Here is a 26,351-nt window from a genome sequence, read left to right as displayed (position 1 = left end):
CATGCTGGCACGGTGGCGCTTCGAGCGGGCGCTGAGCCAGCTCGCGCAAACGGACATCCCGGTGCTGGCTGATTTCGCCAGCGCGGACTGGCCCGAACCTGCAACTCCGGTGCGAGAGGCACCCTTGCTCGCCCTCGATTTCGAGCTCGACGGGCTGACCCGCGATGCGCACTTGCTGCAAGCGGGCTGGGTCCCTTTTTCCGGGCGAGCGATCGCCATGGCAGATGCACAGGTGCACGACATCCGCAGCCATGCCGAACTTAATCGGGTGGCAGTGACGGTGCACGGGATCGGCACTGATCGCGCGTCTGAAGGAACGCGGCCGCGCGATGTAATTACGCAGCTCGTCAAGGCTTTGAGCGGGCGAATTCTGGTCGCCCACGCGGCAGGAATTGAGCGCTCCGCGTTGCAGCGCATGACGCAAACGCTGTTCGGACATTCCTTGCCGATCCGGTCGATCTGCACGCTTGAGCTCGAGCGCAGGTTAGCGCCCAACCTCATCGGAGACGGCGTTTACCGCCTTGGCGCATGCCGGGCCCGCTACGGCTTGCCTGAATATGCCGCACACGATGCACTGACCGATGCGCTTGCCGCAGCCGAACTCTTGCAGGCCCAGCTTTCGCGCATGGCGGCAGATATGTCGCTCGGCTCGCTGGAGCGGTATATCTGAGCATTAAGACTAAAGTCTCTCTCGCTTATCCACCCTCTGCGACCTAGCCTCACCAATAACAATGCGGAAGTGTGCCGCGCAGAAACGGAGGGGAATCATGGACGATCCGAATTCAACCGAAACCAGCGAGGCTGAAGGCGCCTACTGGAAGGAAAACATCAGACTGCTGGTGACCCTCATGGTGATCTGGTTCGCCTGCTCGTTTGGCGCAGGCATCCTGTTCAGGGACTTCCTCGATCAGTTCATGCTTGGCGGCTATCCGCTTGGCTTCTGGTTCGCGCAGCAAGGCTCGATCTACATCTTCATCGCGCTGATCTTCTACTACGTCGTCAAGATGCGGAAGATCGAGCGCAAATACGATCTCGACGATTGAGTGGGGAGGGGATCATGGAAACACAAACTCTCATTTATCTCTTCGTCGGCCTCAGCTTTGCGCTCTATATCGGCATCGCGATCTGGAGCCGAGCTGGCTCAACAAAGGAATTCTACGTTGCTGGCGGCGGAGTAAACCCGGTCGTCAACGGCATGGCAACCGCGGCTGACTGGATGAGCGCGGCTAGCTTCATCTCGATGGCGGGCCTGATTGCATTCCTCGGCTATGATGCCTCGGTCTACCTGATGGGCTGGACCGGTGGTTATGTAATGCTCGCGCTGCTGCTGGCGCCCTATCTGCGCAAGTTCGGCCAGTTCACTGTGCCTGATTTCATCGGGACGCGGTATTATTCCAAGGCTGCGCGCGTGGTCGCAGTGATCTGCCTGATTTTTATCAGCTTTACCTATATCGCCGGGCAGATGCGCGGCGTCGGCATCGTGTTCAGCCGGTTCCTGGATGTGCCGATCACCATGGGCGTCATTATCGGGATGGGCATCGTGTTCATCTATGCGGTCCTCGGCGGCATGAAAGGCATCACCTACACGCAGGTCGCGCAATATTGCGTGCTGATATTCGCGTACATGGTCCCAGCCTTCTTCCTCAGCTTCATGATTACCGGCAACCCGATTCCGCAGCTGGGCCTCGGTTCAACGGTCAATGATGGATCCGGGCTATACGTGCTGGAGAAGCTCAATCTGGTCCTGCTGGATCTGGGCTTCGGCGAATATACGGACGGCTCGAAGAGCATGATCGATGTGTTCTGCATCACCATGGCGCTGATGGTCGGCACGGCAGGTCTGCCGCATGTCATCGTGCGTTTCTTCACCGTGCCCAAGGCATCAGATGCGCGCAAATCAGCCGGCTGGGCGCTGATCTTCATCGCCCTGCTTTACACTACCGCACCTGCGGTCGGCGCGTTCGCAAGGCTCAACTTCATCGATACGGTGAACGAGACGAGCTACTCGCAAGCACCGGGCTGGTTCAAGAACTGGGAATCGAACGATCTGATCGCTTTTCAGGACAAGAACGGTGATGGCGTGATGCAAGTCCGCACCGGTCCCGCCTTCGATGGTGCACCGGCATTTGGAGAAGGCAGGGGTCCTTCAGGTGAGCGCGTGGTTACAAACGCGCCAGTCGCCGACAACGCGAACGAGGTCTATGTCGACAACGACATCATGGTGCTGGCCAATCCGGAGATCGGCAACCTGCCGGGCTGGGTGATTGCGCTGGTCGCCGCTGGTGGCCTCGCCGCAGCCCTATCGACTGCAGCAGGCTTGTTGCTGGTGATCTCCAGCTCGGTCAGCCATGACCTGCTCAAATCGACCTTCAAGCCGGACATCTCGGAGAAGGGCGAGCTGATGGCGGCACGGCTGGCGGCAACCGCTGCGATCGTGGTGGCAGGCTATCTCGGCATCTATCCGCCCGGATGGGTTGCGCAGGTGGTGGCCTTCGCGTTCGGACTTGCCGCGGCGAGCCTCTTCCCGGCGATCTTCATGGGCATCTTCAGTAAATCCATGAACAGGGAAGGCGCGATTGCCGGCATGGTCACAGGCCTGGTCTTCACCTTCAGCTATATCTTCTACTTCAAGCTGGCGAACCCGGCAGCGAACGTAGCGGATAACTGGCTGTTCGGGATCTCGCCGGAAGGCATTGGCGTAATCGGTATGCTGCTGAACTTCGCGGTTGCCATCGCGGTCGCCAAGGTCACGGCAAGCCCGCCTGCTGAAATCCGCAAGCTGGTCGATTCGATCCGTGTGCCGCGCGGGGCAAGTGACGCTCACGCGCACTGATCGAAGGCGGATCAAATCAGAGGGCTGGGGGGCTCTCACGCAGAGGGGCGGTGCCGTCGGCATCGCCCCTCATGCCGTGCGTTGGATGAGGCCTTGCAAGACGCGGAAGAATTGATAGCCTTGCTGGCGGGAGAGGGAGGGGATTATGCTGTTCGGCGCCGCAATTGCGGCAGCGACGATTTACCTGGCATTCCTGTTCTGGCTGGCTGCGCGGCAGGACCGCGTTCATGCGACAGCTGAAAGACGCGGGCAAAGCGTCTCCTTGCAGGGCTGGATCTACGGCCTGAGCCTCGCCGTCTATTGCACCAGTTGGACTTTCTTTGGCGGTGTCGGCAGCGCAGCCACAGATGGCTGGCATTTCCTTCCCATCTATCTCGGCCCGATCCTGGTCTTCACTGTGGGCTTCGGTCTCGTCCGGCGTATCCTTGCGATAGCCAAGGCGCAACATTCGACTTCAATCGCAGACTTTCTGTCAGCACGATATGGCAAGAGCGCGCTGGTCGCAGCCCTCGTCACGGTCATCGCCACGATCGGCTCGCTGCCCTACATGGCGCTGCAATTGCAGTCGGTTGGATCATCGCTGCTGCTGATTGATCCTGCCATTGCAAGCAGTGTGGCGCTTGACGAACTGGTGATGCTGGTGGCGGGCCTGATGGCGCTGTTCGCAATCCTGTTTGGTTCGAGCAGAGGTGAACGCGCGGGCAATAATGCGGGGCTTGTGCTGACCATTGCGGTCGAAGCGGTAGTTAAGCTCATTGCGCTGATCGCGGTCGCAGTGCTGGCCTTGGTTGTGCTGATAGGTGAGAGCGCGCCGCAGGTTCCCGATGTGTTCGAGCCCGCGCAAATCGACGCCCGGTTTGCGATCCTGACACTGATCGCTGCCTGCGCGGCCCTCTGCCTGCCGCGCCAGTTTCACATGACTTTCGTCGAGGCACAAAGCGACCGGGCGAGCGCTCCCATGCGGTGGGTCTTTCCGGCCTATCTGGTGCTGACTTCGCTGGTCATCGTCCCGATCGTGCTGGGCGGGCTCGCCGCATTGCCGTCAGGGACCAGTCCTGACAGCATTGTCATGGCCTTGCCGCTGGCGATGGGGAGCGACGCGCTGGCATTGCTGGTTTTCATCGGTGGCTTTTCCGCGTCGGCGGGTATGATCGTGGTGGCCAGCGTAGCCTTGTCGACCATGATTACGAACGATCTGCTTGCGCCGCTGCTGTTCCGCAAGACCTTGCGCGGCGGAGGTGACCGGGCGCGGCTGGCGCAACAATTGCTGACCATTCGGCGCCTGGTGATAGGCGCGCTGCTGTTCTTTGCTTACCTGTTCTATCTCGGTTTCGGAGCGGTCACGAGCCTTGCCGGACTCGGCACACTGGCGTTTGCCGCGATGGCGCAATTCGCGCCGGGTCTGGTGCTTGGCATGTGGTCGAGAGCAGGCACGCGGACGGGGATGATTGCAGGCCTCGTCGCTGGTTTCGCGCTTTGGCTGATCCTGCTGATCATACCTGCTGCGACCGGTGCACCTGCACCGATTGCGATCCACCCTGATCCGCTTGTATCAGGTGTCTTGCTGAGCCTTGGCGCGAACATCACGTGTTATTGGCTGGGCTCGACAATCGGGCGCGAGACTTTGCTCGATGCATCGCAAGCTGCTGCCTTCGTGGGAACTCCCATGCCCGGTTCGGTACCGGGTTATGCCACGCACATGCGGGTTGCTGACATCCGCTTGCTGCTCGCGCAATTGATCGGCCGGGACCGTTCTGATGCCGCCATTGCTGCCATGCCTACGCCTTACCGCAACTCCGACCCTGCGGACGAAGCGGTACTAACCATGGCAGAACGAACGATCGCGGGCGTTGTCGGTGCGTCTTCAGCGCGGATGCTGGTAGCAAGCTGGTCACAAGGTGATCCGGTGCCATTGGCAGAAGTCATGGCGATGTTCGACGAGACCAGCAAGCGCCTCTCCTTCAGTGGCGACCTGCTGCAAATTGCAATCGAAAACATCGACCAGGGCGTGGCATTGGTCGATGCCGACATGAAGCTGGTTGCGTGGAACAGCCGCTATCAGGAGATGTTTGGGCTGAGCGATGCGATGGTGACGGTCGGTACACCGATCGAAGACCTGATCCGGTTCAATATGCAGCGCACCGGCATGGCGGCAGAGAAGATCGAGCAGCAGGTCGCGCGCCGCCTCGATTATATGCGCGCAGGTCGCATGCACCGGATCGAGACCGAACAACATGACGGACGGATTTTGCAGATCATCGGTAATCCTGCGCCTGGCGGCGGCTATGTTACCTCCTACAATGATGTCACGGCGGATCGCCGGGCGGAACAGGTACTGCAGGAGAAAGTCGCTGAGCGCACGGCGCAATTACGCGAAGCCAATGAAGCGTTGGAAGCTGCGACGCAGTCCAAGACGCGTTTTCTTGCCGCGGCGAGCCATGATCTGATCCAGCCTTTGAACGCGGCGCGCCTGTTCGCTTCAGCCCTGGGTGAGGAAGTGCGCGACCGCGAGCAACTGGCCAGGCTGGTCAGGGACCTCGATGGGTCGATAGCTTCAGCGGACCGGCTGATCCGCGCGCTGCTCGATATCTCCAAGCTCGATGGGGGAGGGATCAAACCGAAGATTGAGAGCTTTGCGCTGGATGAGGTGTTCGATGAACTCGTGCGCGAACTGGGTGTGCAGGCGGCGGCCAAGGGGCTGCGCTTGCGGCGCGTGCGTACCAGCGCCTGGATTGAGAGCGATCGGGCGATGCTGACGAGCGTGCTGCGCAATTTGCTCAGCAATGCGATCCGCTACACCGACAGGGGCGGCGTGCTTCTGGGAGTGCGTCGGCGCTCCGGCAGGGCGCTGATCTGTGTTCATGATACCGGGCGCGGCATTGCAGAGCGTGACATCGAAACCATCTTCGACGAATTCGAGCGCGCGTCTGCCACTGATCGCGAAGGGCTTGGTCTGGGCCTCGCGATCGTTCGGCGAATTGCAGACGTGCTGAAGCTGCACGTGGAGACAACGTCGCTTCTCGGGCAGGGCAGCCGCTTTGCAATTCATACCCCCGTCGCGCGGTGGGAGCAACGCAAGCCTGCGCGCGCCGAGCAACGCAAGCGCACAGGTCTTGCAGACGCGCGCGTGCTGGTGGTCGATAATGATCCAGCCGCGCTTTCCGCGACCGCCGCCTTGCTCGGCAAATGGGGCTTGGACGTCGTGTGTGCGGCAAGCGAGGCAGAAGCGCTTGAGGTTTGCCCCCGGCCACCTGACGTCGCAATCATGGACTACCGGCTGGATGATGGTGCACGCGGCGACGGCGTGTACCTCTCGCTGTGCGAAGCCTGGGGTGCGCAACCTGCGGCAATCCTGCTGACCGCGGAGAGCGGGGAGGAGACCGCCGAAGCAGCAAAACGAATGGACGCGAACCGTTTGCTCAAACCGTCATCGCCCGCCGCCTTGCGCGCGCTGATCGCGGATGCGGCGAGCCGGGCTCGCCAACCGGCGAGCCAGAGAAGCGATCAGGCGGGAGTGGAATCGGCAGCGGGCTGATCGACGTCGAGCTTGGTCGCGAGCAGCACGGCCTGCGTCCGGCTGACAACGCCGAGCTTGCGGAAGATTGCGGTGATATGCGCTTTCACCGTCGCTTCGCTGATGTCGAGTTCATAGGCGATCTGCTTGTTGAGCAGGCCTGCTTTCATCTGGCTGAGGATCCGGCGCTGCGCGGGCGTAAGGCTTGCCATCGCCGCGATATCGTCATCGCTGCCCTCGTCCGTTTCAGGAAACCAGTTGTCGCCTTTGCGTACAGCCGCGAGCGCTTCGCGCATGGCGTCAAGGCTCGCGGATTTGGGAATGAAAGCAGCTGCCCCCAGCTGGCTGGCAGCGGCATAGACCCGCGGTTCCTCGCTGGCTGATACGATCACGATCGGCAGTGCGGGAAAGTCCTGGCGCAAATCCATGAGCACGCTCAGCCCGTCGGAGTCTTCCATGTGGAGGTCGAGCAGCAGGCATTCGGGCGCCGCTTCTGCCAGAGCTTCCCTTGCGGCTTTGGCAGAGCCTGCCTCGACCACTTCGGCGCCCGGCCAGACCTTGGTCACCGCATGGCTCAGCGCTGTGCGAAACAGCGGGTGGTCGTCAGCGATGATGATCCGCTCGGCCATGGCTCAGCGGTTCTGCCGCCCTTCGATCAGCCGATCAACCAGGCTGGGGTCAGCCAGGGTCGATGTATCCCCAAGCGAGCCGTAATCGTTCTCTGCGATCTTTCTGAGGATGCGCCGCATGATCTTGCCAGAACGGGTTTTCGGCAGGCCGTCAGTGAACTGGATATGATCAGGCGACGCGATCGGGCCGATTTCCTTGCGCACATGATTGCGAAGCGCGGTATAGAGTTCGTCCGAACCTTCCTCACCGGCATTTAAGGTTACATAGCAATAGATGCCCTGGCCCTTGATGTCGTGCGGATAGCCGACGACTGCCGCTTCAGCGACCAGCTGATGGAGTACCAGCGCGCTTTCGACTTCCGCTGTGCCCATGCGGTGGCCTGAGACGTTGATAACATCGTCCACGCGGCCTGTGATCCAGTAATAGCCATCCGCGTCACGGCGGCACCCATCCCCGGTGAAGTACTTGCCCGCATAGGTGCTGAAATAGGTCTGGATGAAACGCTCATGGTCGCCATAGACACTGCGCGCCTGCCCCGGCCAGCTATGCGTGATGCAGAGGTTGCCTTCAGCGGCTCCCTCCAGGACCACACCGTCATTGTCGACCAGCTGCGGCTGCACGCCGAAGAACGGCAGCCCCGCGCTGCCCGGCTTCATGTCATGCGCCGCCGGCAGAGTCGTAATCATCATCCCGCCGGTTTCCGTCTGCCACCAGGTGTCGACAATCGGGCATTGGCCATTGCCGACGACATCATGATACCAGCGCCACGCTTCTGGATTGATCGGCTCGCCGACACTGCCGAGCAGCCTGAGCGAAGAACGGTCACGGCTCGTCACTTGGCTATCGCCTTCGCGCATCAGCGCGCGGATCGCGGTGGGTGCGGTGTAGAGAATGTTGACCTTGTGCTTGTCGACCACGTCCCAGAAGCGGCCATGGTCGGGATAGTTGGGCACGCCTTCGAACACGATCCCTGTCGCTCCGTTGATGAGCGGACCGTAGACGATGTAGCTGTGGCCAGTAACCCAGCCGATATCTGCGGTGCACCAGTAGATCTCGCCCGGCTGGTAATCGAATACGTAGTTGAAGGTTGTCGCCGCCCACACGCCATAGCCGCCTGTTGTGTGCAGCACGCCCTTGGGCTTTCCGGTCGAGCCGGAGGTGTAGAGGATGAACAACGGGTCTTCTGCGCCCATCGGAACGCAGGGGACATCCGCATCGGACTTCACATCCTCAAACCAATGATCGCGGCCTTCTCTCATCGCGACCTCGCCGCCGGTGTGTTTGACCACCAGCACCGCATCGACTTCCACGCCGGGCAAGGCGAGCGCTGCATCGACATTCGCTTTCAATGGCACGCGCTTGGAGCCGCGCAGACCTTCATCCGCTGTAATCACGAAACGGCTTTTGCAATCGGTGATCCGTCCAGCCAAAGCCTCGGGCGAGAAGCCGCCGAAGACGACCGAGTGGATCGCACCCAGACGCGCACAGGCAAGCATTGCAGTCACGCCTTCGATGATCATGGGCATGTAGAGAGTGACGCGGTCGCCCTTCTTGACCCCCATCGCTATGAGCGCGTTCGCCATCGCGGTGACTTCGGAATGCAGCTCGCGATAAGTCAGCGTGCGGCCTGGCGATGCCGGATCGTCCGGCTCGAAAATCAGCGCCGTTGTGTCCCCGCGCCCTGCCTCGACATGCCGGTCAACCGCGTTGTAGCACAGGTTGAGTACTCCGTCGGAATACCACTTGATATCGACTGTATCGTAGGACCATTCGCCGGCCTTGGCGGGCTGGGTGAACCAGTCGAGCCGCTGCGCTTGCTCCAGCCAGAACGTATCCGGATCCTCGACTGACTGGCGGTACATCGCGTCATATTGCCCTGCGCTGCAATGGGTGGCGCGGTTATGGTTCGGGCGCGGTACGAAGTCGCTGACGGTGCCGTTCATGGTTTGAATCCTCCTGTCACCCATCATTCCTACTCCTTTTTCGCGTCCAACGCCTGTGAGACAAAGGTCTTACGACCATCCTCTAGCTGTGCCCTGCCGCACTGCTGCGCCATGCTTGAAGCAATAGTGGTTGGGATGGGGATACATGACATGACACAACGGACTATGCGACCCTTGTTTCGCATTGGGCTTCTCGCAGCGAGTTGTCTGGTGGCAACGCCCGCGATTGCAAAAGAGGCAACTGAGGAAGCGAGCATCGAGCAGCGGCTCGACCGGCTGGAAGCGATGGTCGGCGCGTTGATCGAGCGGATGGACGCACAGCAAGGCCAGATGGACGCAGGCCAGGCCGAAAACGCGGCGGCGGCAGAACTGGCGATGGCGGAAACCCGCGCCTTGCAGGCCCGTCAGGCCGAGCTTGCCAAACAGATTGCAGAGCCGAAGAAGCAGGAAGACAAGGGCTTTCGCGTGGGCAATACCACCATCGCCTATGCGGGTTATGTCAAGGTTGATGCGATCACGCAGCGCACCAGTGGCGGCCAGGTCGGGACCGGCAGCATTGTTCGCGATTTTCTCATCCCCGGCGCGATCCCGGTGGGCGGCGAAGGCTCTGGCTGGGACACCGACTTCAACGCTCGCCAATCCCGCCTGATCTTCAAGACAGCGACCGATGTCGGCGCCGAACACACGTTGAATTCGCAGATCGAGCTCGATTTCATGGTGACGGACGGTGGCGACGAGCGGATTTCCAACAGCTATCAGCCGCGCTTGCGGCAGGCCTTCATCACTTACGACAACTGGCTGTTCGGGCAGGCATGGTCGACTTTCCAGAATGTCGGCGCGCTGCCGGAAAGCCTCGATTTCATTGGTACGACGCCGGGCACTGTGTTCGTGCGGCAGCCGATGATCCGCTACACCAAGGGCGGTCTGCAGATCGCCGTCGAACAACCAGAGACCACCGTGACATCTCCCTCAGGTGGCCGGGTGATTGCGGGCGACGACGCTCTTCCCGATGTCGTCGCCCGCTACAATTTCGGCGGAGACTGGGGGTCTGTTTCCGCCGCCGGTATCTTGCGCAGCCTTCGAGTGCGCAACGACGATTTTGGCACAGGCAATGACAGCGCGATGGGTTATGGCGTCAGCGTTGCTGGAAAGTTCAATCTGGGCGGCAAGGACGATCTGCGGCTCATGGCGAGTGCAGGCGATGGGCTGGGGCGCTATATCGGTCTCAACATCGTGAACGATGCCGCGATCGATGTCGCAAGGGGTGATCTCGATCCGATCTTCACTTATTCAGGCTTTGCCGCCTATCGCCACTTCTGGAGCGACAAGGTGCGTTCGACGATTGCCGGCTCCTATTTCAAGGCGGACAACCCGGTCCTGCTTACCACCAGTCAGGTAACGGACGAGAGCTGGAATGCGCTCGCCAACATCATCTTCTCACCGGTCGGCCCGCTCGATATCGGGCTGGAATACATGTACGCCAAGCGGACTTTGGAAGACGGCCGTTCGGGCAATCTGCAAAAGGTCCAGGTCTCGACCAAATATTCGTTCTAGGCGGCAGACTGAAGGCGAGCGGTAAGCCTTCAGACCTGCTTCTGGTCGAGCCAGCGAGCGAGTTTGACTCCCCCGGTTATCAGAAATGGGACCAGCACAATGCTGAGCGTGACCTTGGCGATAACCTGGCCGATCAGCAGGGGGGTGATGTCGAACTCGCCATAGAAAGCGAGGGTTACGAAGATCACCGAATCGAGCGCCTGGCTCAGCGCGGATGCAACCGCCCCGCGGATCATCAGGCCGAAAGTGCTGGTATTGCTTGACCCTTTCAGGCGCGAGAAAATCCAAACGTTCAAAAGCAGCGAGACGATGTAGGCGGCGGGACCGGCGAGCATGATACGCGGCGTTTGCGATAACACTGTCTCGAATGCGGCAAGGTCCGTGCTGCGGAACTCCAGCATTTCCGGCGAAGCTGGCAGGTTCATTACCAACCCGATCAGGGCGGCTGACATGGCGAGCGGCAGGAACCCCCACCACACCAGCCGGTTCGCCATCCGCTCTCCATAGAGCTGCGCGATCGTGCTGCTGATCACCACCAGCATCAGGAATGCGAAGATGCCCGCTTCCACTGCAAGTTGGGTCGGCCAGAGCTGCACCTGCTTGAAAGCGAGCACGCCTGCGATCACTGTCATGCCGCCATACAGAAGCAGGTAGACAAACAATCCGCGCGGCATGGTCATGCCAACACTCACCGGGTTTTCAGCTGTCTCATTCATCGCGTTTGCCTATGCGCGAGCAGGCGAAAAGGGAAGTGGCCGCCTTGCGCTGCCTGTGGGAACAGCCCACGTGCATGAAGCTTCTTATTTGACTGGCGCGCCACAAAAGGCGACACGCTGGCCTTCTACCGATTCCGGCAGCACGAAGGGGTCTCATGCCGCCATTCCTGATTAATATCGCCGGGATACTTGTGATCCTTGCCTTCGCCTTCATTCTGTCGACCGGCAAGAAGCGCATCCGTTTGCGTGTCGTCGCAGCCGCCTTTGGCCTGCAAGCACTGATGGCTTTCCTTGTGCTGGCAACCAGTTGGGGCAGGGCGGTGATCCAGGGGATGTCCGACGGTGTCTCCGCGCTGCTCTCCTACGCAGACGCAGGTACAGCTTTCCTGTTTGGCGTGGACAACCCCTTGCAGAACACATTTGCACTCGGAGCCTTGCCAGTAATTGTGTTCTTCGCGTCGCTGGTTTCGATCCTCTATTACCTCGGCATCATGCAGCGCGTGGTGCGCTGGGTGGGCGGCGGGATCGCCTTCGTGACCGGCGTCAGCAAGGTCGAGAGCCTCGGCGCGGCAGCCAATATCTTTGTCGGGCAATCGGAAAGCCCGCTGGTCGTCCGCCCGTACCTGGCTGCGCTTGCGCCAAGCCAATTGTTCACCCTTATGAGCGTTGGCATGGCGGGGGTCGCGGGGACGATCCTCGCGGCCTATGCCGGGCTGCTGGGTGATGAGTACTTGCCGTTCCTGCTTGCGGCCGCCTTCATGTCCGCACCCGGCGGTATCCTGATGGCGAAGATCATCATGCCGGATGAGCATGAGGGATCGCCAGCAGCGGAAGGCGAGATTGCCATGCCGCAAGCGAGGATCAGCGGCGAAGGCCCAGGCGCGATCGTCGAAGGCGGTAAACCATATGAAGTCGAAGTGGCTGAGACTTTCGAGGAAGGCACAAAGCCTGCAAATGTCATCGAAGCAGCCGCACAAGGTGCGCAAACCGGCGTCAAACTGGCAGTGGCGGTGGGCGCGATGGTGCTGGCTTTCGTTGCATTGGTTGCGCTCGCAAACGGACTGCTTGGTTCGGTTGGGGGGCTGGTCGGATATCCGGATCTCTCATTCCAGCAAATCCTGGGCTATGTCTTTGCCCCGGTGATGTTCCTGATCGGCATCCCGTGGGAAGATGCGGGCGTGGCTGGTGGACTGTTCGGCACGAAGATCGTGCTCAACGAATTTGTGGCCTTCATCGACCTCGGGCAGCTTGACGATCTGTCGGAGCGCAGCCGCGCGATTGTGACCTTCGCGCTGTGCGGTTTCGCCAACTTCTCCTCCATCGCCATCCAGATGGCGGTGACAGGCGGACTTGCGCCAAATCAAAGACCTGTGATCGCAAAGCTGGGATTGCGTGCGCTCGCCGCCGGTAGCCTCGCCAATCTGATGAGCGCTGCTCTGGCGGGACTGTTCTTGCCCTATTAAGAGTAAGCTCATGACTGACATAGCAATTGTTTCGCTCGCGCAACCGCTTGACACCATCGCTGACGAACTGGGCCGCAGCTTTGCCGAATATGGCTTTGCCGTGGTGCGCGATCACGGCATCCCGCAGGACCTGATCGACCGCGCGGAAGCCAAGTCCAAAGAGTTTTTCGCGCTGCCGGAAGAGGTCAAGCGCGGCTACCAGATTCCAGGTGGCGGCGGTGCGCGCGGCTACACCCCTTTCGGGACAGAAAAGGCCAAGGATGCCGAAATCTTCGACCTGAAGGAATTCTGGCATGTCGGGAGGTCCTTGCCCGAAGGTCACCCGCTTTCAGAATATATGGCGCCCAATGTCTGGCCGGATGAAATCGACGGCTTTCGCGAGACTTTCAGCGAACTCTATGGCGCGTTCGAAACCGCTGGCTTGCGCGTGCTGGAAGCGATCGCTTTGCACCTGGGGCTGGATCAGCAGTACTTCGCGGCGACGGTTGAAGATGGCAATTCGGTGATGCGCCTGCTGCATTACCCGCCGCTCGGCGAAGACGCGCCTGACGGAGCTATCCGTGCGGCTGCGCATGGCGATATCAACACGATCACTTTGCTGCTCGGCGCAGAAGAAGCCGGCCTCGAATTGCTCACCAGGCAAGGGAGTTGGAAGGCGGTCGACGTGCCCGATGGCGCGCTCGTGATCAATGTCGGCGACATGCTCGACCGGCTTACCAACAGCCGGTTGCGTTCAACTACGCACCGGGTCGTCAACCCGCATGGCGCGGCAAAAACCCGCTCGCGTTACTCCATGCCGTTCTTCCTTCATTTCCGTCCCGACTATGTGATTGAAACGCTGGAGAGCTGCATCGAAGCGGGCCACGAATCGGAAGCGCCCGAGCCGATCTCCAGCCATGAATTCCTCCAGCAGCGGCTGCGTGAGATCAATCTGGCTTGAACAAGACGGCCAGGCGCACAGCCAGGGCCCGTTTTTCCGTTCGTGTTGCGTTGCAGCAACAGGGCGCTGAAGTCCCCGGATTCCGGGGGGTCCGGGAGCGCCAATTGAGAGCGTTCGCGCAGATCGTTCCAAACACACGCGAAGTTTTTCACATGCCTGTCACAAATCCGTCTTTTGACCGACGCTCAATGCCCCTAGGCGCAGAACTACCAATTCACACATCTCTCTCCTTCATGTGATCAAGGGACCGACCACCATGAAACTCAAATATCTCCTTGCAGCGAGCGCGGTCAGCCTCACTGCGGCAACCGCATTTGCACCGACTGCAGCCCATGCACAGCAGATTACTTCCGGCATCGAAGGCCGGGTCACTTCCGAAGACGGCGCCCCACTCGGCGGTGCTTCGGTTGTCATTACTGACACTCGCACCGGGCAAACCAGAACTCTTGAAGCGGGCGCTGACGGCAACTTCCGCGCCGTATCACTGGTTCCGGGCGGACCTTACACGATCACGGCAACCGCATCCGGATACGAAGGCCAGACGGTCGAAGGCGTGAACACCTCGGTCTCGGGTAACACGTCGCTTTCCTTCCGCCTCGCATCGACCGCCACCGGCGATAGCGACAATGTGATCGTTGTCTCTGGCGCGCGCGCAGGTGTGACCCAGCTTGCTGTCGGTCCTGGCCAGTCATTCGGTGCTGACGCGCTCGAGGGCTTTCCGTCAATCTCGCGCGATATCCGCGACATCGTCCGTCTCGATCCGCGTGTCAGTCTCGAGCGTTCCTCGGAAGTCGATCGTATCTCATGCCTTGGCGGCAATGACCGTTCTAACAGCTTCACGGTTGACGGAATCATCCAGTCAGACAGTTTTGGCCTGACCGATACGCCGTTCGCGGCCCGCAGCGCGCTTCCTGTACCTTTTGACGTTGTTCGCGAGACCTCAGTCGAGTTCGCCCCGTTCGATGTCGAATACGGCCAGTTCACCGGCTGTACGATCAATGTGATCACCAAGTCGGGTGGTAATGATTTCCACGGATCGGCTTTCTTTACCTTCCGCAACGACGACCTGCGCGGCGACACGGTTGACGGTCGCGATGCTAGCACCCTTCCGTTTGAGGAAAAGCGCTGGGGCGCGACGCTCAGCGGCCCGATCATCAAGGACCGGCTGTTCTTCTTCGTCGGGTACGAAGAAACCGACCTGCCCGATCCGTTCGATCGCGGTCCTGAAGGCAGCGGCCTTGCCAACGAAGTCGATTTCGTGACTCAGGCACAGTTCGACGAATTCGCCCAGATCGCGCGCGACGTATACGGCCAGGACGTGGGCGGTTATCCGCGCATCACCCCAGACGCGAGCACGCGCTATTTCGCACGGGTCGATGCCCTGATCACGGACGGCCAGCGTCTCGAATTGAGCTACCAGAAGCTCGACGAAGCATTCGTGACGTCGGACACGGGGTCGAACAATCTCACCGGCATCAACAGCTTCAACGAGCAGGGCACGCTGTCCGACTACTATTCGGCGCGGCTCTATTCGGACTGGACCGATAATTTCTCGACCGAGATCAGCTTTGCACGTTCGGACATCACCGATCGCCAGGGTCCGTTCGGCTTCAACGAACAGCAGGACGAGAACCCGACGGTTCGCCTCGCAGTCGGCGTGGTTGGACCGGGCGACAATGGCCTGCTTACGACCGGCCCGGGGATCTTCCGTTCTGCAAACGCGCTTGAACAGACGATCGACCAGTTCAAAGCGAAGGCCAATCTGCTGGCAGGCGATCACGAATTCACGCTCGGCTTTGAAGTCAACAAGGCCGACTTCTATAACCTGTTCGCGATCAATGCGACCGGCACCCTGTTCTTCCAGAACCTTGACGATTTTCGTGAAGGGCTGCTGACCAATGGTAGCGGCTTCCCGAGCGGCTTTACCGGTGCCGACGATGTCGTGGACAATGAAATCGACGGCGCAGCCATTGCTTCGACCGGAAGCGGCGACATCAACGAAGCTGCAGCGGAATTCTCGCGCACGATATGGACTGCCTATGTGCAGGACCAGTGGCAGCTGACCGACCAGCTCAATGTGCTGATCGGCGGCCGCGTTGACTGGTATAGCGGCGACGCCCCGCGCGCCAACCCGCTGTTCCTGCAGCGTTATGGCTACACCAACGCGACTTCGTTCGGCCGGTTTGATCCGCTGTTCCTGCCGCGTCTCGGCTTCACCTACGACCTGTTCAACGAAGGTTTCTTCGAAGGCACGGTCATCAAGGGCGGCATAGGCGTGTTCGGTGGAGGCGACCCAACCGTCTGGTTCTCCAACGCGTTCTCAAACACCGGTTTCTCCACCGCAGAGGGCACCACGCTCGATGCGGCCTGTGCCGGCCTTGCGCGCGATGCGAATGGCCAGATCGATGTGGTAGTGAACGGTGTATTCACCGGCATCCCGCAATGCGCGATCGACGCTGGCAGCGCCGTTGCAGCACAGGGCGCTGCTCCGGTTCAGTCGACTGATCCCAACTTCAAGCTTCCGTCCGTGGTCCGTGCCAACATCGGGCTTGAAACGACGTTTGGTGCAGATGAAGGGTTCTTCTCGAACTGGAACCTGAACCTTGACTACATCTACTCGAAGTTCCGCAATCCGGTGAATTGGGTCGACCTTACCTATGCGCTTGATTATCGCGCAGGCGATAACGGGTTCCTCGTCGACGGCCGCCCAGTCTATTCGTCGATCGATCCTCTGATCGCGGGTTGCGATGCGACTTATGTATCGCCGGGCGTGTGGAAAGGGGTCACCGATGTGTGCTTCAATACGCGCCGTGAAGACGAGTATATGCTGACCAATGCGGGCAGCTTTGAAAGCCATGTCGCGTCGATCATCCTGTCCAAGAACTTCCAAGGCGGGCTATTCACCGAGGCAGGTAATTTCCGGGTCAACTTGGGTTATGCCTGGACCGATGCGGAAAACCGCCGTGAAGCCCGTAGCTCGACCGCGTCGTCTAACTTTGGCAAGTCAGCTACTTTCGACGTGCTCGACCCGGCAGTGTCTCCTTCGAACTACCAGACCCGTCACGTCGCAACATTCGCGGCTAACCTGCGCGAAGAGTTCTTTGGCGATTATGGTACTGAACTTGGCTTGGTCTTCGTTGCACGTTCGGGGCGTCCTTACAGCCTGACCTTTGACGGAGCGCCATTCACCGAGCTGTCGAGCAGCCGCGACCAACAGCTGCTATATGTGCCGAGCGGAGTAAATGATCCCAATGTCTCGCCCCTTTCGGATGCCGCGTCTGTCCAGTCCTTGATCGACTATGTGGCTGCCTCGGGCTGCGATTACACACCGGGCGAAACGATCAAGCGTAACACCTGTCGTTCGGACTGGTATTTCGACATGGACCTGCGCATCGCGCAGGAACTGCCGGGGCCGGGTAAGTTCTTCGGGATTGAGGACCGCTTCACACTGTTTGCTGACTTCGATAACGTTCTGAATATGCTTGATAACAGCTGGAACGTTTTCCGTTCGGTTCCCGGCGGAACCTTCGGCGCTGGTGATGGCGCTCTCGTTGACGTAGTCGATGGCGGGTTTGACTCGGAAGGTCGCTATCGGATCTCCGGATTCAATCCCGATGATCGCGACAACGTGGGGACCTCAGCTTCCGTCTGGAAGATCCAGGTCGGCGTTCGCTACGAATTCTGATCCAAACCGTTCAGCGATTAAAACTTGCAGCGGCGGGGCTCTGGCACAGAGCTCCGCCGTTTGCTTTTTTGCAAGTCCGACCTATTCGCTTTCTGGCTGTTTGGGCTGATCGAGGAACATTGCCGTGTCGAGCAGGCGCTGAGCGAGTGCCCGCCGATCGTCCAGCTGTGTATCAGTCCTGAGAGCCCGTTCCAGCGCAGCGGCGCATTCGCCCAGTTTCGCTTCCCCGAACATCCCGGCAGTACCAGCGAGCGTGTGCACAAGCCGGGCCAGCGCATCGGCCTCAGCTCCGCCAAGCGCTTCGTCGCGCAAGGCAGCGCTGACCGCTGCCAGCGTCTCGCTGCGGCGGATTTGCCAGCGCTTCACCAGCGAGGGCGAGTGCACGGTTGCCGGGTGCTTGACGGGCTCAGCCTCTGCTGCAGGAGCGCTGGCAACCGCCGCGATATCGACGATGCGCACAGGCAACCAGCGCTGGAGCGCGTTGACCAGGTCAGCAAAGGCAAGTGGCTTGGCTAAATGGCCTTGCATGCCCGCTTCGCGCGCTGCGGCGATATCTTCCGGGAACGCATTCGCTGTGAGTGCAATGATCGGTAGCGCGCTCGCTCGGATTCCCTCGGCCCGGATCGCGCGGGTTGCCGAATAACCATCGCAGCCGGGCATTTGGATGTCCATCAGGACGAGGTCGAATGGCGTTCCCTCAGCGAATGCCTCCAGCACAGCTTCGATGGCTTCCTCTCCATCGCGGGCAATCGAGACAGTCTGCCCGCACCGCTCCAGCATCGCAGACACCAGCATCCGGTTGATGTCATGGTCCTCCGCAAGCAGAATGCGCGAGGGTTGAAGGTGCGGATCGCCTTGCTCGCTCCGCGCACGGGCAGGCGATTTCTCAGGAGCCTGGAGTGCAATTTCGTATGGAATGCTGAGCGTGAAGCAACTTCCCATGCCGGGGGTGGAGGTCACGTCGAGGTAGCCATCGAGCAATTCTGCGAGCTGGCGACTGATCGTCAGCCCCAGACCAGTACCGCCGAACCGCCTTGAGGTGTCGCCTTCTCCTTGCACGAAAGGGTCAAAGATGTTCGCCAGCCGGTCGCCCAGGATCCCGATGCCGGTGTCTTCGACTTCGATCTGGACTCGATCATCGCGGATCGAGTGACGCAGGGTGATTGACCCAGCTTCCGTGAATTTCACCGCGTTGCTGAGCAGATTGAGAAGGATCTGGCGTACTCGCAGGCCATCGGTAATGATGAAGGGACCGCGGGTTGGACCTTCGCAGGTCAATTCCAGACCTTTCTTCTGAGCGCTGGCCTGATGCAGCCGGGTGCATTCGCGGATCAACTCGCCGAGATCCGTCGGCTCGCGCTCAATCGTCACATGCCCTGCTTCGATCTTGGCAAGGTCAAGAATGTCATTGAGCAGCATCATCATGGAGCGTCCCGATTCCACGATCAACTGGGCGTGGTGCGCTTGCTCGGGCGGCAAATCGGCTTGTTCGAGCAGTTCGGCAAAGCCCAAAACGCCGTTCATGGGCGTGCGGATTTCATGGCTCATATTCGCCAGAAATTCGGATTTCCCGCGTGCTGCTTCCTCTGCGACCCGGCGGGCGCGGGTCAGCTGGATTTCCAGTTCGACGCGGTCTGTGACTTCGCGCGCGGAGACGACCATGCCGCTGGGTGGGCCACCGGGCTTTTGGCGGGCGACCGCGCAGTCGGCTTCGATATAAATTGGGCGACCGGTTTCATCATCGGTACGGCGACGGAAAATGAAACGCTCCTTTGCGCTGACACCGCTCAGCAGCCGCTGTTCGATCTCAGCGAAATGGCTTTGCGATTCCGGGTGGGCCCGGTCGCTGCCAGGATTGCCGAGGAAGGCCTCGGGCGGTTCGCCCAGCACATTGCGTACCGAGCGCGAGGCGTAGGTGCACACACCAGACTTGTCATAATGCAGCACTGCGTCGGCGATGCTGTCGGTCAGCAAGGCAAGTTCTGCCTGCTTGTCAGCCAGCGCCTGCAAGGCCCGGTCGCGTCCTGCGAGGATGGCAGCAACCGGCAGTCCGAGCAGGAAAGCTGCGGCAAGGTAAATCTGCAGCACAATCAGCTTCATCGTGGGAGAGATATCAAGCGAGTTGACGGGGCCAAGTCCGGAAGCGGTAAAGCCAACCGCTATGGCCGCTGAAGTCGCGATTGCGATGGCTGTTCCTGTCGCCCCCAGGCGAAATGCATGAAGCGTGACGATCGGCAGCGCCATGAACATCACCGGTACAACGCTCTGCCCGAAGATCAGAGCGTTGGCCACAGCACCGCCGAGCAGGATCAGCGACCATTCAATCAAGCGGCGATTGCTAGGCCGTGTGAACCTGCGCATGGCATCAATCAGAACCATGACGCTGGGAGCGACTATGGCCATGCCAAGACCATCGGTCGCCGCCCACTTCGCCCAACTCACAAAGTGGCTGATGGGATGATGGTCCAGTGTAATCACCGCCAGCACAGCCGAACACATCGGCGCAATGACCGCCGCTGCAAGGATGAAGCGCGTCATCTGGCTGATGTCGAGCATGTCGGGGCGGGGGCCGCACAATGCCCGGGTGAGCGACAAGGCAATTTGGATCTCTATCGCGTTGCAGGCCGCGAGTGCCGCTGCCGCTCCGACACTGTCTCCGCCAAGCAGATTGGCAATCGAATTGCCCACCCACATGGCGAGGATCAGCAGCTGTTCTCTCTTGAAGGTGAAGCGCAGCAGGATTGCAACGGCGACAGCGTTGGGGATCCATACCGCTGCTATGCGGCTGTCGAGCCGGGTGAATTCAAGGCTGATCCAAGCCAGCGATCCGAACACCAGCGCGCCGCACAGGCAGATGAAGAGCGTTGCGCCAGCCCCGCCTGACTGAGCCCATGCCCGCCAGTCATGCATTTCCGTTTGAGGTACCATGTCTCTTCTTCCACTGGGATTGTAGAGAGAAACGGTCCATCGCGGGCGGGATTGGCCATCTGATTGGGCTTGTCTATTATGGATACATGGCTCGCTCCGACCGCTATTCCGCTCAGCGCCGCCCAATGCGTTGGGGTGTCATCGCACTGCTTGCCGTGCTGCACGTGGTGGCGCTCTATGCCTTCGCCCGGATGCTCGCCCCTGATCTCACCGCCGCAGTTGAGCGCAGCGTGGTCTCTGCTTTTACGGTAACTGTCACCACACCCGATGAGCCGATCCCGCCTGAGAACACGCCGCAACCCGATGAAGGCGCGCAAGGCGAAACGGGTAAGAAGGCTGTGCCAAAGCCCGTCGCTGCTCCGAGTCCCCGTGTCCCGATGAAGGAGGATACGCCGATGCCGCGGGCTTCCTCCACCGGCAGCGCGAACACGTCGGGCGCCCGCGATGCAGGCGATGGAACCGGAGCAAGCGGTTCGGGTCCGGGAACCGGCAGTGGCCGCGAAGGCGGCGGCATGGGCGGGGTGGCGGTGACCAGGCCGGTGCACATTTCCGGGGAGATCAACAGCGCGCGCGACTATCCCATTCCCGAAGGCGGGCGTAACGCACGCAAGGGCAGCGAAGTCATCGTACGGATGATCGTCGGTACCGATGGCCGGGCGCGCAATTGCACCATCTATCGCCCCAGCCCGTTTCCTGAAGCGGACCGGATTACCTGCGATCTGGTTGAGCAGCGATTGCGTTTTCGTCCGGCCCAGGATGCGCGCGGCAACCTTGTGGCTGCACCTTTCTATTGGCGGCAGCGTTGGTTTTGATACGTAGGTTGGCGAGTAACCATTTCCGACTATGAGGTTGAATTCATGAGTACCAATGCAATTCACCCGGTCATCCTGTGCGGCGGAAGCGGCACCCGGCTGTGGCCGCGCAGCCGGCGCAGCGCGCCCAAGCCGTTCATCCCGCTTGTCGGCGAGCGCACCTTGTTCAGGGCAGCGGTCGAGCGTGCTTCTGATCCGCAAGTGTTTGGCGCGCCAGTGATCGTTGCCGGGGCGCAGCATGTCCCGCTGATCGAGGCGCAATTGCCCGATGGTACCGGCGCTCGCATCGTCGTGGAACCGGCGGCGAAGAACACGGCCCCTGCCATCGCGCTCGCAGCAGCCGTGCTCGATCCCGATGCGGTGATGCTCGTGTGTCCCAGCGATCACTATATTGCTGACGATGCCGGCTTTGTCGCTGCTGCTCGTAAAGCGGCCAAGCTGGCCAAGGACGACTGGCTGGTTGCCATCGGCATTGCGCCGGATGGGCCAGAGACGGGTTACGGCTATATCAAGCTGGGCGAACCGCTTGAAGGCGGACACAAAGTTGCGCGTTTTGTCGAGAAGCCGGATCTTGAGCGTGCGCAAGGGTTCCTCGCAGAAGGCGGCTATGCATGGAACGGCGGCATCTTCGCCTTTCGCGCGGGCGCTTTGCTGGCTGAGCTGGCGCAGCATCGCCCAGCCATGGCAGAGGCGGTACGCAATGCCGCTGCCAAAGGCGTGACAGAGGGCGAAAAGTTTCATCCTGCGGCGGATGTCTTTGCCGGGATCGAAGGGGATTCGATCGACTATGCGGTGATGGAAAACACTGGGCGCGCAGCGGTGGTCGAGGCCAGTATGGGGTGGTCCGATATCGGCAATTGGGCCGCCTTGCAGGATGCCTTGTCCGGCGATGATGCGGGCAACCATGCCGTGGGCCCCGCCGAATTTAAGGACGCCAGGCGGGTGCTCGCGATCAGCGATGGTCCGCGCATTTCTGTCGTGGGTCTGGAAGACGTGTGCGTGGTCGTAGACGGCAATGAAGTACTCGTGACGACCCGGGAAGGCGCGCAACTGGTCGGTAAGCTCAAAGGCCCCGCTGAAGGATGAGCGGCGACCAGCACTCTTCAGGCAGCGCCGAAGCGGAGGGCGTCCTTGCGACACGCGCGGTCGAGAAGGTCTGGGGACGCGCGGTTCTTCCCGAACCTTTCGAAACGGCGGTTCGCAAGACGATTGCTCCGGCTGAGCCAGTAGGCGAGGTCTGGTTCGATTCCCCCGCCGAGCTCGATCAGATCCTCGTCAAATATCTCTTCACCAGCGACAAATTGTCGGTCCAGGTGCACCCTTCCGATGCGCAGGCTCAGGCAGGCGAAGCCGGCAAGGAAGAATGCTGGCTGATCCTCGATGCCGAGCCTGAGGCAAAGCTGGCGATCGGCTTTGAGCAGGAACTGTCTGCGGATGCGATCAAAGCGGCGGCGCTCGATGGCAGTATCGAGCAATTGCTTGCATGGCATCCCGTTTCGGCAGGCGATTTCTTCTATCTCCCGGCGGGTACAGTCCACGCGATAGGCGCAGGCATATCGCTGGTCGAAGTGCAACAGTCGAGTGAAACGACTTTCCGGCTGTATGATTATGGCCGTCCGCGCGAACTCCATCTGGAGCGCGCCATCGCGGTGGCCAAAGGCGGGCCCTATGCCAGCGCGCATCGCTCGCGGGTCACTGATGCAACTGCGGCGCTTGTCCATGGACCGCATTTCCAGCTTACACGGCTGGTGGGCACTCCTGATGAAGCCGTGTGCGATCAGTTCTCACGCGCCTGCCTGGTGCTGCCTCTCCGTGGATGTGTCTCGCAAGGCTCAGGCGAAGTACCGTCAGGCAGCTGCGCCTATGGTCCTCACCTTGATGCCTTCCGCTTCAGCGACGACGCGATTGCTTTGATCGTCGCCAACCCGGCATGAGAGCCATGGGCTGCGCCCTTGCTACGCTTCACCCTGCGGCGGCGGGTTGCGCCCGCTTGAAGCGAGGCGTGTGCCGTTTTCGCTCTCGCTCAACCCCGGAATGATTCTGGCAATGTCGCGCTGACTATACGGCTTTTTCAGCGCCCCGACGGCGCCGAGCGCTGCAGCTTGCTTGCTGATATCTCCATAGCCGGTTGCGAGCACGAACGGCACCTCGAGCGATCGCAACTCGCTGATGATCCGTTCGCTTGTTTCCGAGCCAAGATTGAAATCGAGGATCGCAAAGTCGGGCAGATTGTTTTCGATCGCCTCAAGCGCGCTGGCGACCGAGGAGCAGGTGGCGACATGCGAAATTCCAAAGTCGCGCAGGATTTCAGCGGTGTCGAGCGCGATGATCATGCTGTCCTCGACCAGCAGGATCGTCTCAGGCAGGCTGCCAGATGAAACGATCTCCACGGCATTCGGCTCCGGCGCCTCGCTCTGGCTTTCGTTGGGAATCGGAATGCTGCCTGTTTCGACATGAGAGACAGGAATGCGGAAATGGGCACGCAGTCCTTCGCGCTGGAAGTCAAGCCGCGCTTCGCCCTGCAATTCAAACGGGATCGAACGTTCGATGATCGTCGAGCCGAAGCCGCGCCGGGTTGGTTCCTCAACCGGCGGTCCGCCGCTCTCTTGCCAGTCGATGATCAGATCGCCGTCCGGGCTCCGGCTCAGCGCGATGGCAAGCTCGCCGCTGCGGTCGCACAGGCTGCCATATTTGACGGAGTTCGTGACCATCTCGTGCAGCACCAGGGCGAGCACTGTGTATGCCTTGGGCGAAACGAGCACATCTTCGCCGCTCAGGCGCAAACGGTCCCGCTTGCCGTTCAGATAGGCCTTGGCTTCGGCTTCAATAAGTTTCGAGATCGGAGCCGGAGACCAGTTTTCGCGAGTAATGTTTTCATGTGCGGTCGCAAGCGCAGTGATCCGACCGCTCACGATTTCAACAAACTGGTCCTTGTCGAGCGCTTCGCGCCTGCTCTGATCGACCAGGCTGCGGATCAGATTGAGGATATTGCGCACGCGGTGGTTGAGTTCTGCAATCAGCAGTGATTGCTGTTCCTGTGACTTGCGGCGCTCGCGTTCTGCGTCATCGGTCAGTTTGAGAATGATCTCCAGCAAGGTCGTGCGGAGCCGCTCAGCGATTTGCAGATCATTCTCGTTCCACCGTTCGGAATGGTTGGATACGGTCTGCTCCCAGGCGGCAAAGCTTGATCGCGGGGTCAGTGTTGCGCCTTTTTCATCTTTGCTCACGGCCTTGTTGGGATTGCCGCCCCATACGACCTTTTGCGGCAATTCCCTGCGCCATAGAGCGAGGTAGTCTCGCGGGTTGCGCGACATCGGAATGATCAGCGCGCCCGCGGCCCGATCCGCGAAAGAGGCGGCAGCGGAGATATGCTGGGCGATCGCTTCGCTTGCAAGAATCCTGCCGGACGGAAATCCATTAAGGGTCGGCACGAGCGCTTCGAATTCTTCCCTGTCAGGGGCAAAGCCACGCGCGCGATAAACGCCATCGACCATAACCGAAAGACCATCATGTGCGATGGTTCCCTTTAGCAGATCATCGAGCATGGGCAGGTTTTCGACCAGAGAGGGACCCTGTGCGAGACGCACCATCAGTCGGTCATGCAATCGCTGACCTTGCATCCGAACGGCTTCGTTCTGCCGCAGCAGCGAGCGGTCCAGCGCAATCGAGAACAGTTGCGAAAACAGCTCTGCGGTCGTGCGCGTCGCGAACGGGAGCGGCTTGGCGCTGCCGTGGTGACATGCGAACAGCCCCCACAATCTGCCCTGATACACGATCGAAATCGACAGCGATGCGCCCACCCCCATGTTCTTCAGATACTGGATATGGATCGGCGAGACCGCGCGCAGGGTCGACATAGACAGATCGAGCGGTTCTGAACCAAAGCGCCCTTGCGGCAGGATCGCGACGGGAATGGCCTCAACGTCCGCAATAATGCGAAAGCGGTTGCGCAGATAGAGCGCGCGGGCCTGCTCGGGAATATCGGTACGCGGATAGCGCAAGCCGAGAAAGCTCTCCAGCTTGGGTTCGCGCTCTTCCGCGATCACTTCTCCGGTCCCGTCTGCCCGGAAGCGGTAGACCATGACCCGGTCATAGCCGAGGATCTGCTTAAGCCGTGCTGCCCCCATTCGGCAGATCACCTGCATGTCTTCAGTGGTTTCCAGCTGCGAGGTCAGCGGACCGAGCAAGTCGAGCGGGCTGGCGGGCTGGCGCTCGCCCATATGCGGCTCGACCTCAATCACGATGACGTGGTCGGCGCGATGCACGGCACAATCAAAAAGCCGGTCGTTGACCAGTTCCAGCGCAAAAATGCGATCCACCGCGTCGGCTGTTTCAAGCGAGAACAGGCAGCTCTTGATCCGCTCCAGCGCAAGCGGTCTCAGGACGTGATCGAGGCTGCTTCCGATCTGGAGTTGCTTGCGGCCTGACTGAATCTCGGCAAGACCGAGCACTTCGGCGGCATTCTGCGAGTGATAAGCCAGTGTCCAGTCGAGATTGACCGCCAGCAGCGCGCCAAATGGTTGAATGGTGTTGAGCGCATGGATCGGCTCGCGATCACAGTCTGTCAGTTCGAAGCGGCGCGGCCCATCTGTCATGCAGCGAGCCTTTGCTGGAAAGCCTGAGCAGTGCGCAGGAAATGGTCGAACACCGCCTGCGCACCCTCGCACGAAGCGTCGGCCAAGGCCTGATCCGGCACTCGCATGAGTGCCGGCAGCAGGCTTCTCCAGAAGGCGTGCATGGACGTATCGCTGAGAAACGCGGTTGGAAGCGATGCGGCGTCAGCGCCCTGCATCAGCGACTTCAGCATCATGGCATTGCCGAGCGATGACCCGGCAAGCGCCCAGACCGCACCTGTCGGTTCAGCGCCTGCTGCGAGCTTGAATGCGCGAGGAGGCGTGAAAATCGTCAATCCAAGTGCTGCAATGTCGGCTTCCAGCAGTTCGGCTTGCGCAGGAGTCTGCAGATTTTTCGGACATTTCTGAGCGATCCAGCGCTCGATCGGAAGGCGTGCGGCATGCTGGACCTGCAGGAAGCGGGCATAGCCCGCGCGCGTGTCCCAACCGAATGTTGACATCGCTCCGTCAAGCCGTTCGTGGGCGTGGCTGGTGCGCGCTCGCAGCTGATCGCGCAGGCTTGCTGTGGTGTTTGCAAATTGGATAACGCTGCCTCCCTTTCCCTCAGTCCGCCATTCGAGCATGCGTTACGTCAACGCTCCGCCAGGAGCCCTGAACCCATGCCACGAATGTCGACCAAATCAGCGAGAGAGCGCCGATCCCGCTAATGATGTGCAGGAATTATATCGACCTTGTAAAGGGTTAAGAGCGGGGGCAGGG

Annotated in this window: 17 protein-coding genes; 11 read left to right on the top strand and 6 right to left on the bottom strand. The window is 60.5% G+C overall.

The features are described 5' to 3' along the window. Position 1: 1 nt before the first annotated feature. The 4 genes from ACG9DO_RS01735 (at position 2) to ACG9DO_RS01720 (ending at position 6,368) form a co-directional block, all read left to right on the top strand. The gene (locus ACG9DO_RS01735; RefSeq protein ID WP_394730000.1) at positions 2-670 is read left to right on the top strand and encodes an exonuclease domain-containing protein; all 669 of its coding nucleotides are present in this window, start codon (positions 2-4) and stop codon (positions 668-670) included. A 97-nt stretch (positions 671-767) separates the two neighbouring features. Continuing rightward, positions 768-1,043, top strand: a complete 276-nt coding sequence (locus ACG9DO_RS01730) for a DUF4212 domain-containing protein (RefSeq protein ID WP_394729999.1) — start codon at positions 768-770, stop codon at positions 1,041-1,043. Between the two features lie 14 nt (positions 1,044-1,057). Continuing rightward, positions 1,058-2,833: a sodium:solute symporter family protein gene (locus ACG9DO_RS01725; protein WP_394729998.1), complete on the top strand. Its 1,776-nt coding sequence runs from the start codon at positions 1,058-1,060 to the stop codon at positions 2,831-2,833. A gap of 145 nt (positions 2,834-2,978) precedes the next feature. Next, entirely contained in the window at positions 2,979-6,368 is a 3,390-nt protein-coding gene (locus tag ACG9DO_RS01720; RefSeq protein ID WP_394729997.1) for a PAS-domain containing protein, read from the top strand. Here the strand turns inward: ACG9DO_RS01720 and ACG9DO_RS01715 are convergent. Both ACG9DO_RS01715 and acs read right to left on the bottom strand, forming a co-directional pair. Continuing rightward, the gene (locus ACG9DO_RS01715) at positions 6,338-6,976 is read right to left on the bottom strand and encodes a response regulator (protein WP_394729996.1); all 639 of its coding nucleotides are present in this window, start codon (positions 6,974-6,976) and stop codon (positions 6,338-6,340) included. The genes ACG9DO_RS01720 and ACG9DO_RS01715 overlap by 31 nt on opposite strands. Before the next feature lie 3 nt (positions 6,977-6,979). Next, entirely contained in the window at positions 6,980-8,920 is a 1,941-nt protein-coding gene (gene acs / locus ACG9DO_RS01710; RefSeq protein WP_394729995.1) for an acetate--CoA ligase, read from the bottom strand. Between the two features lie 150 nt (positions 8,921-9,070). Here acs and ACG9DO_RS01705 point away from each other — a divergent pair, with 150 nt between their 5' ends. Next, positions 9,071-10,474 (top strand): DcaP family trimeric outer membrane transporter, encoded by a 1,404-nt coding sequence (locus ACG9DO_RS01705; RefSeq protein ID WP_394729994.1) that lies wholly within the window; start codon positions 9,071-9,073, stop codon positions 10,472-10,474. Between the two features lie 29 nt (positions 10,475-10,503). Here the strand turns inward: ACG9DO_RS01705 and ACG9DO_RS01700 are convergent, their stop codons facing one another. Continuing rightward, the gene (locus tag ACG9DO_RS01700) at positions 10,504-11,190 is read right to left on the bottom strand and encodes a queuosine precursor transporter (protein ID WP_394729993.1); all 687 of its coding nucleotides are present in this window, start codon (positions 11,188-11,190) and stop codon (positions 10,504-10,506) included. Positions 11,191-11,345: 155 nt separating this feature from the next. Between ACG9DO_RS01700 and ACG9DO_RS01695 the strand changes: the two genes are divergently transcribed. From ACG9DO_RS01695 to ACG9DO_RS01685, 3 genes are all read left to right on the top strand, one after another. Further along, positions 11,346-12,653 carry a NupC/NupG family nucleoside CNT transporter gene (locus ACG9DO_RS01695; RefSeq protein ID WP_394729992.1) on the top strand — a complete coding sequence of 436 codons (1,308 nt, stop codon included), beginning with the start codon at positions 11,346-11,348 and terminating at the stop codon, positions 12,651-12,653. Positions 12,654-12,663: 10 nt separating this feature from the next. Continuing rightward, on the top strand, positions 12,664-13,593 hold the full coding sequence (locus ACG9DO_RS01690) for an isopenicillin N synthase family dioxygenase (protein ID WP_394729991.1): 930 nt from the start codon (positions 12,664-12,666) through the stop codon (positions 13,591-13,593). Positions 13,594-13,849: 256 nt separating this feature from the next. After that, on the top strand, positions 13,850-17,278 hold the full coding sequence (locus ACG9DO_RS01685) for a carboxypeptidase regulatory-like domain-containing protein (protein ID WP_394729990.1): 3,429 nt from the start codon (positions 13,850-13,852) through the stop codon (positions 17,276-17,278). Between the two features lie 81 nt (positions 17,279-17,359). Here ACG9DO_RS01685 and ACG9DO_RS01680 read toward each other — a convergent pair whose 3' ends face one another. Next, positions 17,360-20,206, bottom strand: coding sequence for an ATP-binding protein (locus ACG9DO_RS01680; protein ID WP_394729989.1), 2,847 nt, complete (start codon positions 20,204-20,206; stop codon positions 17,360-17,362). 86 nt (positions 20,207-20,292) lie between these two features. On the opposite strand from ACG9DO_RS01680, the gene ACG9DO_RS01675 reads away from it, so the two are divergent. From ACG9DO_RS01675 to ACG9DO_RS01665, 3 genes are read left to right on the top strand one after another with little or no spacing between them, the layout of a single operon-like run. Then, positions 20,293-21,018, top strand: a complete 726-nt coding sequence (locus tag ACG9DO_RS01675; RefSeq protein ID WP_394729988.1) for an energy transducer TonB — start codon at positions 20,293-20,295, stop codon at positions 21,016-21,018. Between the two features lie 45 nt (positions 21,019-21,063). Continuing rightward, the gene (locus tag ACG9DO_RS01670) at positions 21,064-22,104 is read left to right on the top strand and encodes a mannose-1-phosphate guanylyltransferase (protein WP_394729987.1); all 1,041 of its coding nucleotides are present in this window, start codon (positions 21,064-21,066) and stop codon (positions 22,102-22,104) included. Beyond that, positions 22,101-22,952 (top strand): class I mannose-6-phosphate isomerase, encoded by an 852-nt coding sequence (locus ACG9DO_RS01665; RefSeq protein ID WP_394729986.1) that lies wholly within the window; start codon positions 22,101-22,103, stop codon positions 22,950-22,952. The genes ACG9DO_RS01670 and ACG9DO_RS01665 overlap by 4 nt, the downstream gene beginning before the upstream one ends. A 21-nt stretch (positions 22,953-22,973) precedes the next feature. On the opposite strand, the gene ACG9DO_RS01660 is transcribed toward ACG9DO_RS01665, so the two are convergent. After that, positions 22,974-25,613 carry an HWE histidine kinase domain-containing protein gene (locus tag ACG9DO_RS01660; protein ID WP_394729984.1) on the bottom strand — a complete coding sequence of 880 codons (2,640 nt, stop codon included), beginning with the start codon at positions 25,611-25,613 and terminating at the stop codon, positions 22,974-22,976. Further along, the gene (locus tag ACG9DO_RS01655; RefSeq protein ID WP_394729983.1) at positions 25,610-26,092 is read right to left on the bottom strand and encodes a biliverdin-producing heme oxygenase; all 483 of its coding nucleotides are present in this window, start codon (positions 26,090-26,092) and stop codon (positions 25,610-25,612) included. Before ACG9DO_RS01655 ends, ACG9DO_RS01660 begins: the two co-directional genes overlap by 4 nt. Positions 26,093-26,351: the final 259 nt, after the last annotated feature.

Source organism: Altererythrobacter sp. GH1-8, assembly GCF_043702085.1.
Lineage (GTDB): Bacteria > Pseudomonadota > Alphaproteobacteria > Sphingomonadales > Sphingomonadaceae > Erythrobacter.
This window is presented reverse-complemented; position numbering and strand designations above follow the sequence as displayed.

Bases quoted from the DNA above. Each gene is read 5' to 3' on its own strand.
- ACG9DO_RS01690 (WP_394729991.1), top strand. From the start codon at position 12,664: ATGACTGACATAGCAATTGTTTCGCTCGCGCAACCGCTTGACACCATC.
- ACG9DO_RS01670 (WP_394729987.1), top strand. From the start codon at position 21,064: ATGAGTACCAATGCAATTCACCCGGTCATCCTGTGCGGCGGAAGCGGC.
- ACG9DO_RS01695 (WP_394729992.1), top strand. From the start codon at position 11,346: ATGCCGCCATTCCTGATTAATATCGCCGGGATACTTGTGATCCTTGCC.
- ACG9DO_RS01655 (WP_394729983.1), bottom strand. From the start codon at position 26,092: ATGTCAACATTCGGTTGGGACACGCGCGCGGGCTATGCCCGCTTCCTG.
- ACG9DO_RS01720 (WP_394729997.1), top strand. From the start codon at position 2,979: ATGCTGTTCGGCGCCGCAATTGCGGCAGCGACGATTTACCTGGCATTC.
- acs (WP_394729995.1), bottom strand. From the start codon at position 8,920: ATGAACGGCACCGTCAGCGACTTCGTACCGCGCCCGAACCATAACCGC.
- ACG9DO_RS01725 (WP_394729998.1), top strand. From the start codon at position 1,058: ATGGAAACACAAACTCTCATTTATCTCTTCGTCGGCCTCAGCTTTGCG.
- ACG9DO_RS01665 (WP_394729986.1), top strand. From the start codon at position 22,101: ATGAGCGGCGACCAGCACTCTTCAGGCAGCGCCGAAGCGGAGGGCGTC.
- ACG9DO_RS01680 (WP_394729989.1), bottom strand. From the start codon at position 20,206: ATGGTACCTCAAACGGAAATGCATGACTGGCGGGCATGGGCTCAGTCA.
- ACG9DO_RS01730 (WP_394729999.1), top strand. From the start codon at position 768: ATGGACGATCCGAATTCAACCGAAACCAGCGAGGCTGAAGGCGCCTAC.
- ACG9DO_RS01685 (WP_394729990.1), top strand. From the start codon at position 13,850: ATGAAACTCAAATATCTCCTTGCAGCGAGCGCGGTCAGCCTCACTGCG.
- ACG9DO_RS01705 (WP_394729994.1), top strand. From the start codon at position 9,071: ATGACACAACGGACTATGCGACCCTTGTTTCGCATTGGGCTTCTCGCA.
- ACG9DO_RS01700 (WP_394729993.1), bottom strand. From the start codon at position 11,190: ATGAATGAGACAGCTGAAAACCCGGTGAGTGTTGGCATGACCATGCCG.
- ACG9DO_RS01715 (WP_394729996.1), bottom strand. From the start codon at position 6,976: ATGGCCGAGCGGATCATCATCGCTGACGACCACCCGCTGTTTCGCACA.
- ACG9DO_RS01660 (WP_394729984.1), bottom strand. From the start codon at position 25,613: ATGACAGATGGGCCGCGCCGCTTCGAACTGACAGACTGTGATCGCGAG.
- ACG9DO_RS01675 (WP_394729988.1), top strand. From the start codon at position 20,293: ATGGCTCGCTCCGACCGCTATTCCGCTCAGCGCCGCCCAATGCGTTGG.
- ACG9DO_RS01735 (WP_394730000.1), top strand. From the start codon at position 2: ATGCTGGCACGGTGGCGCTTCGAGCGGGCGCTGAGCCAGCTCGCGCAA.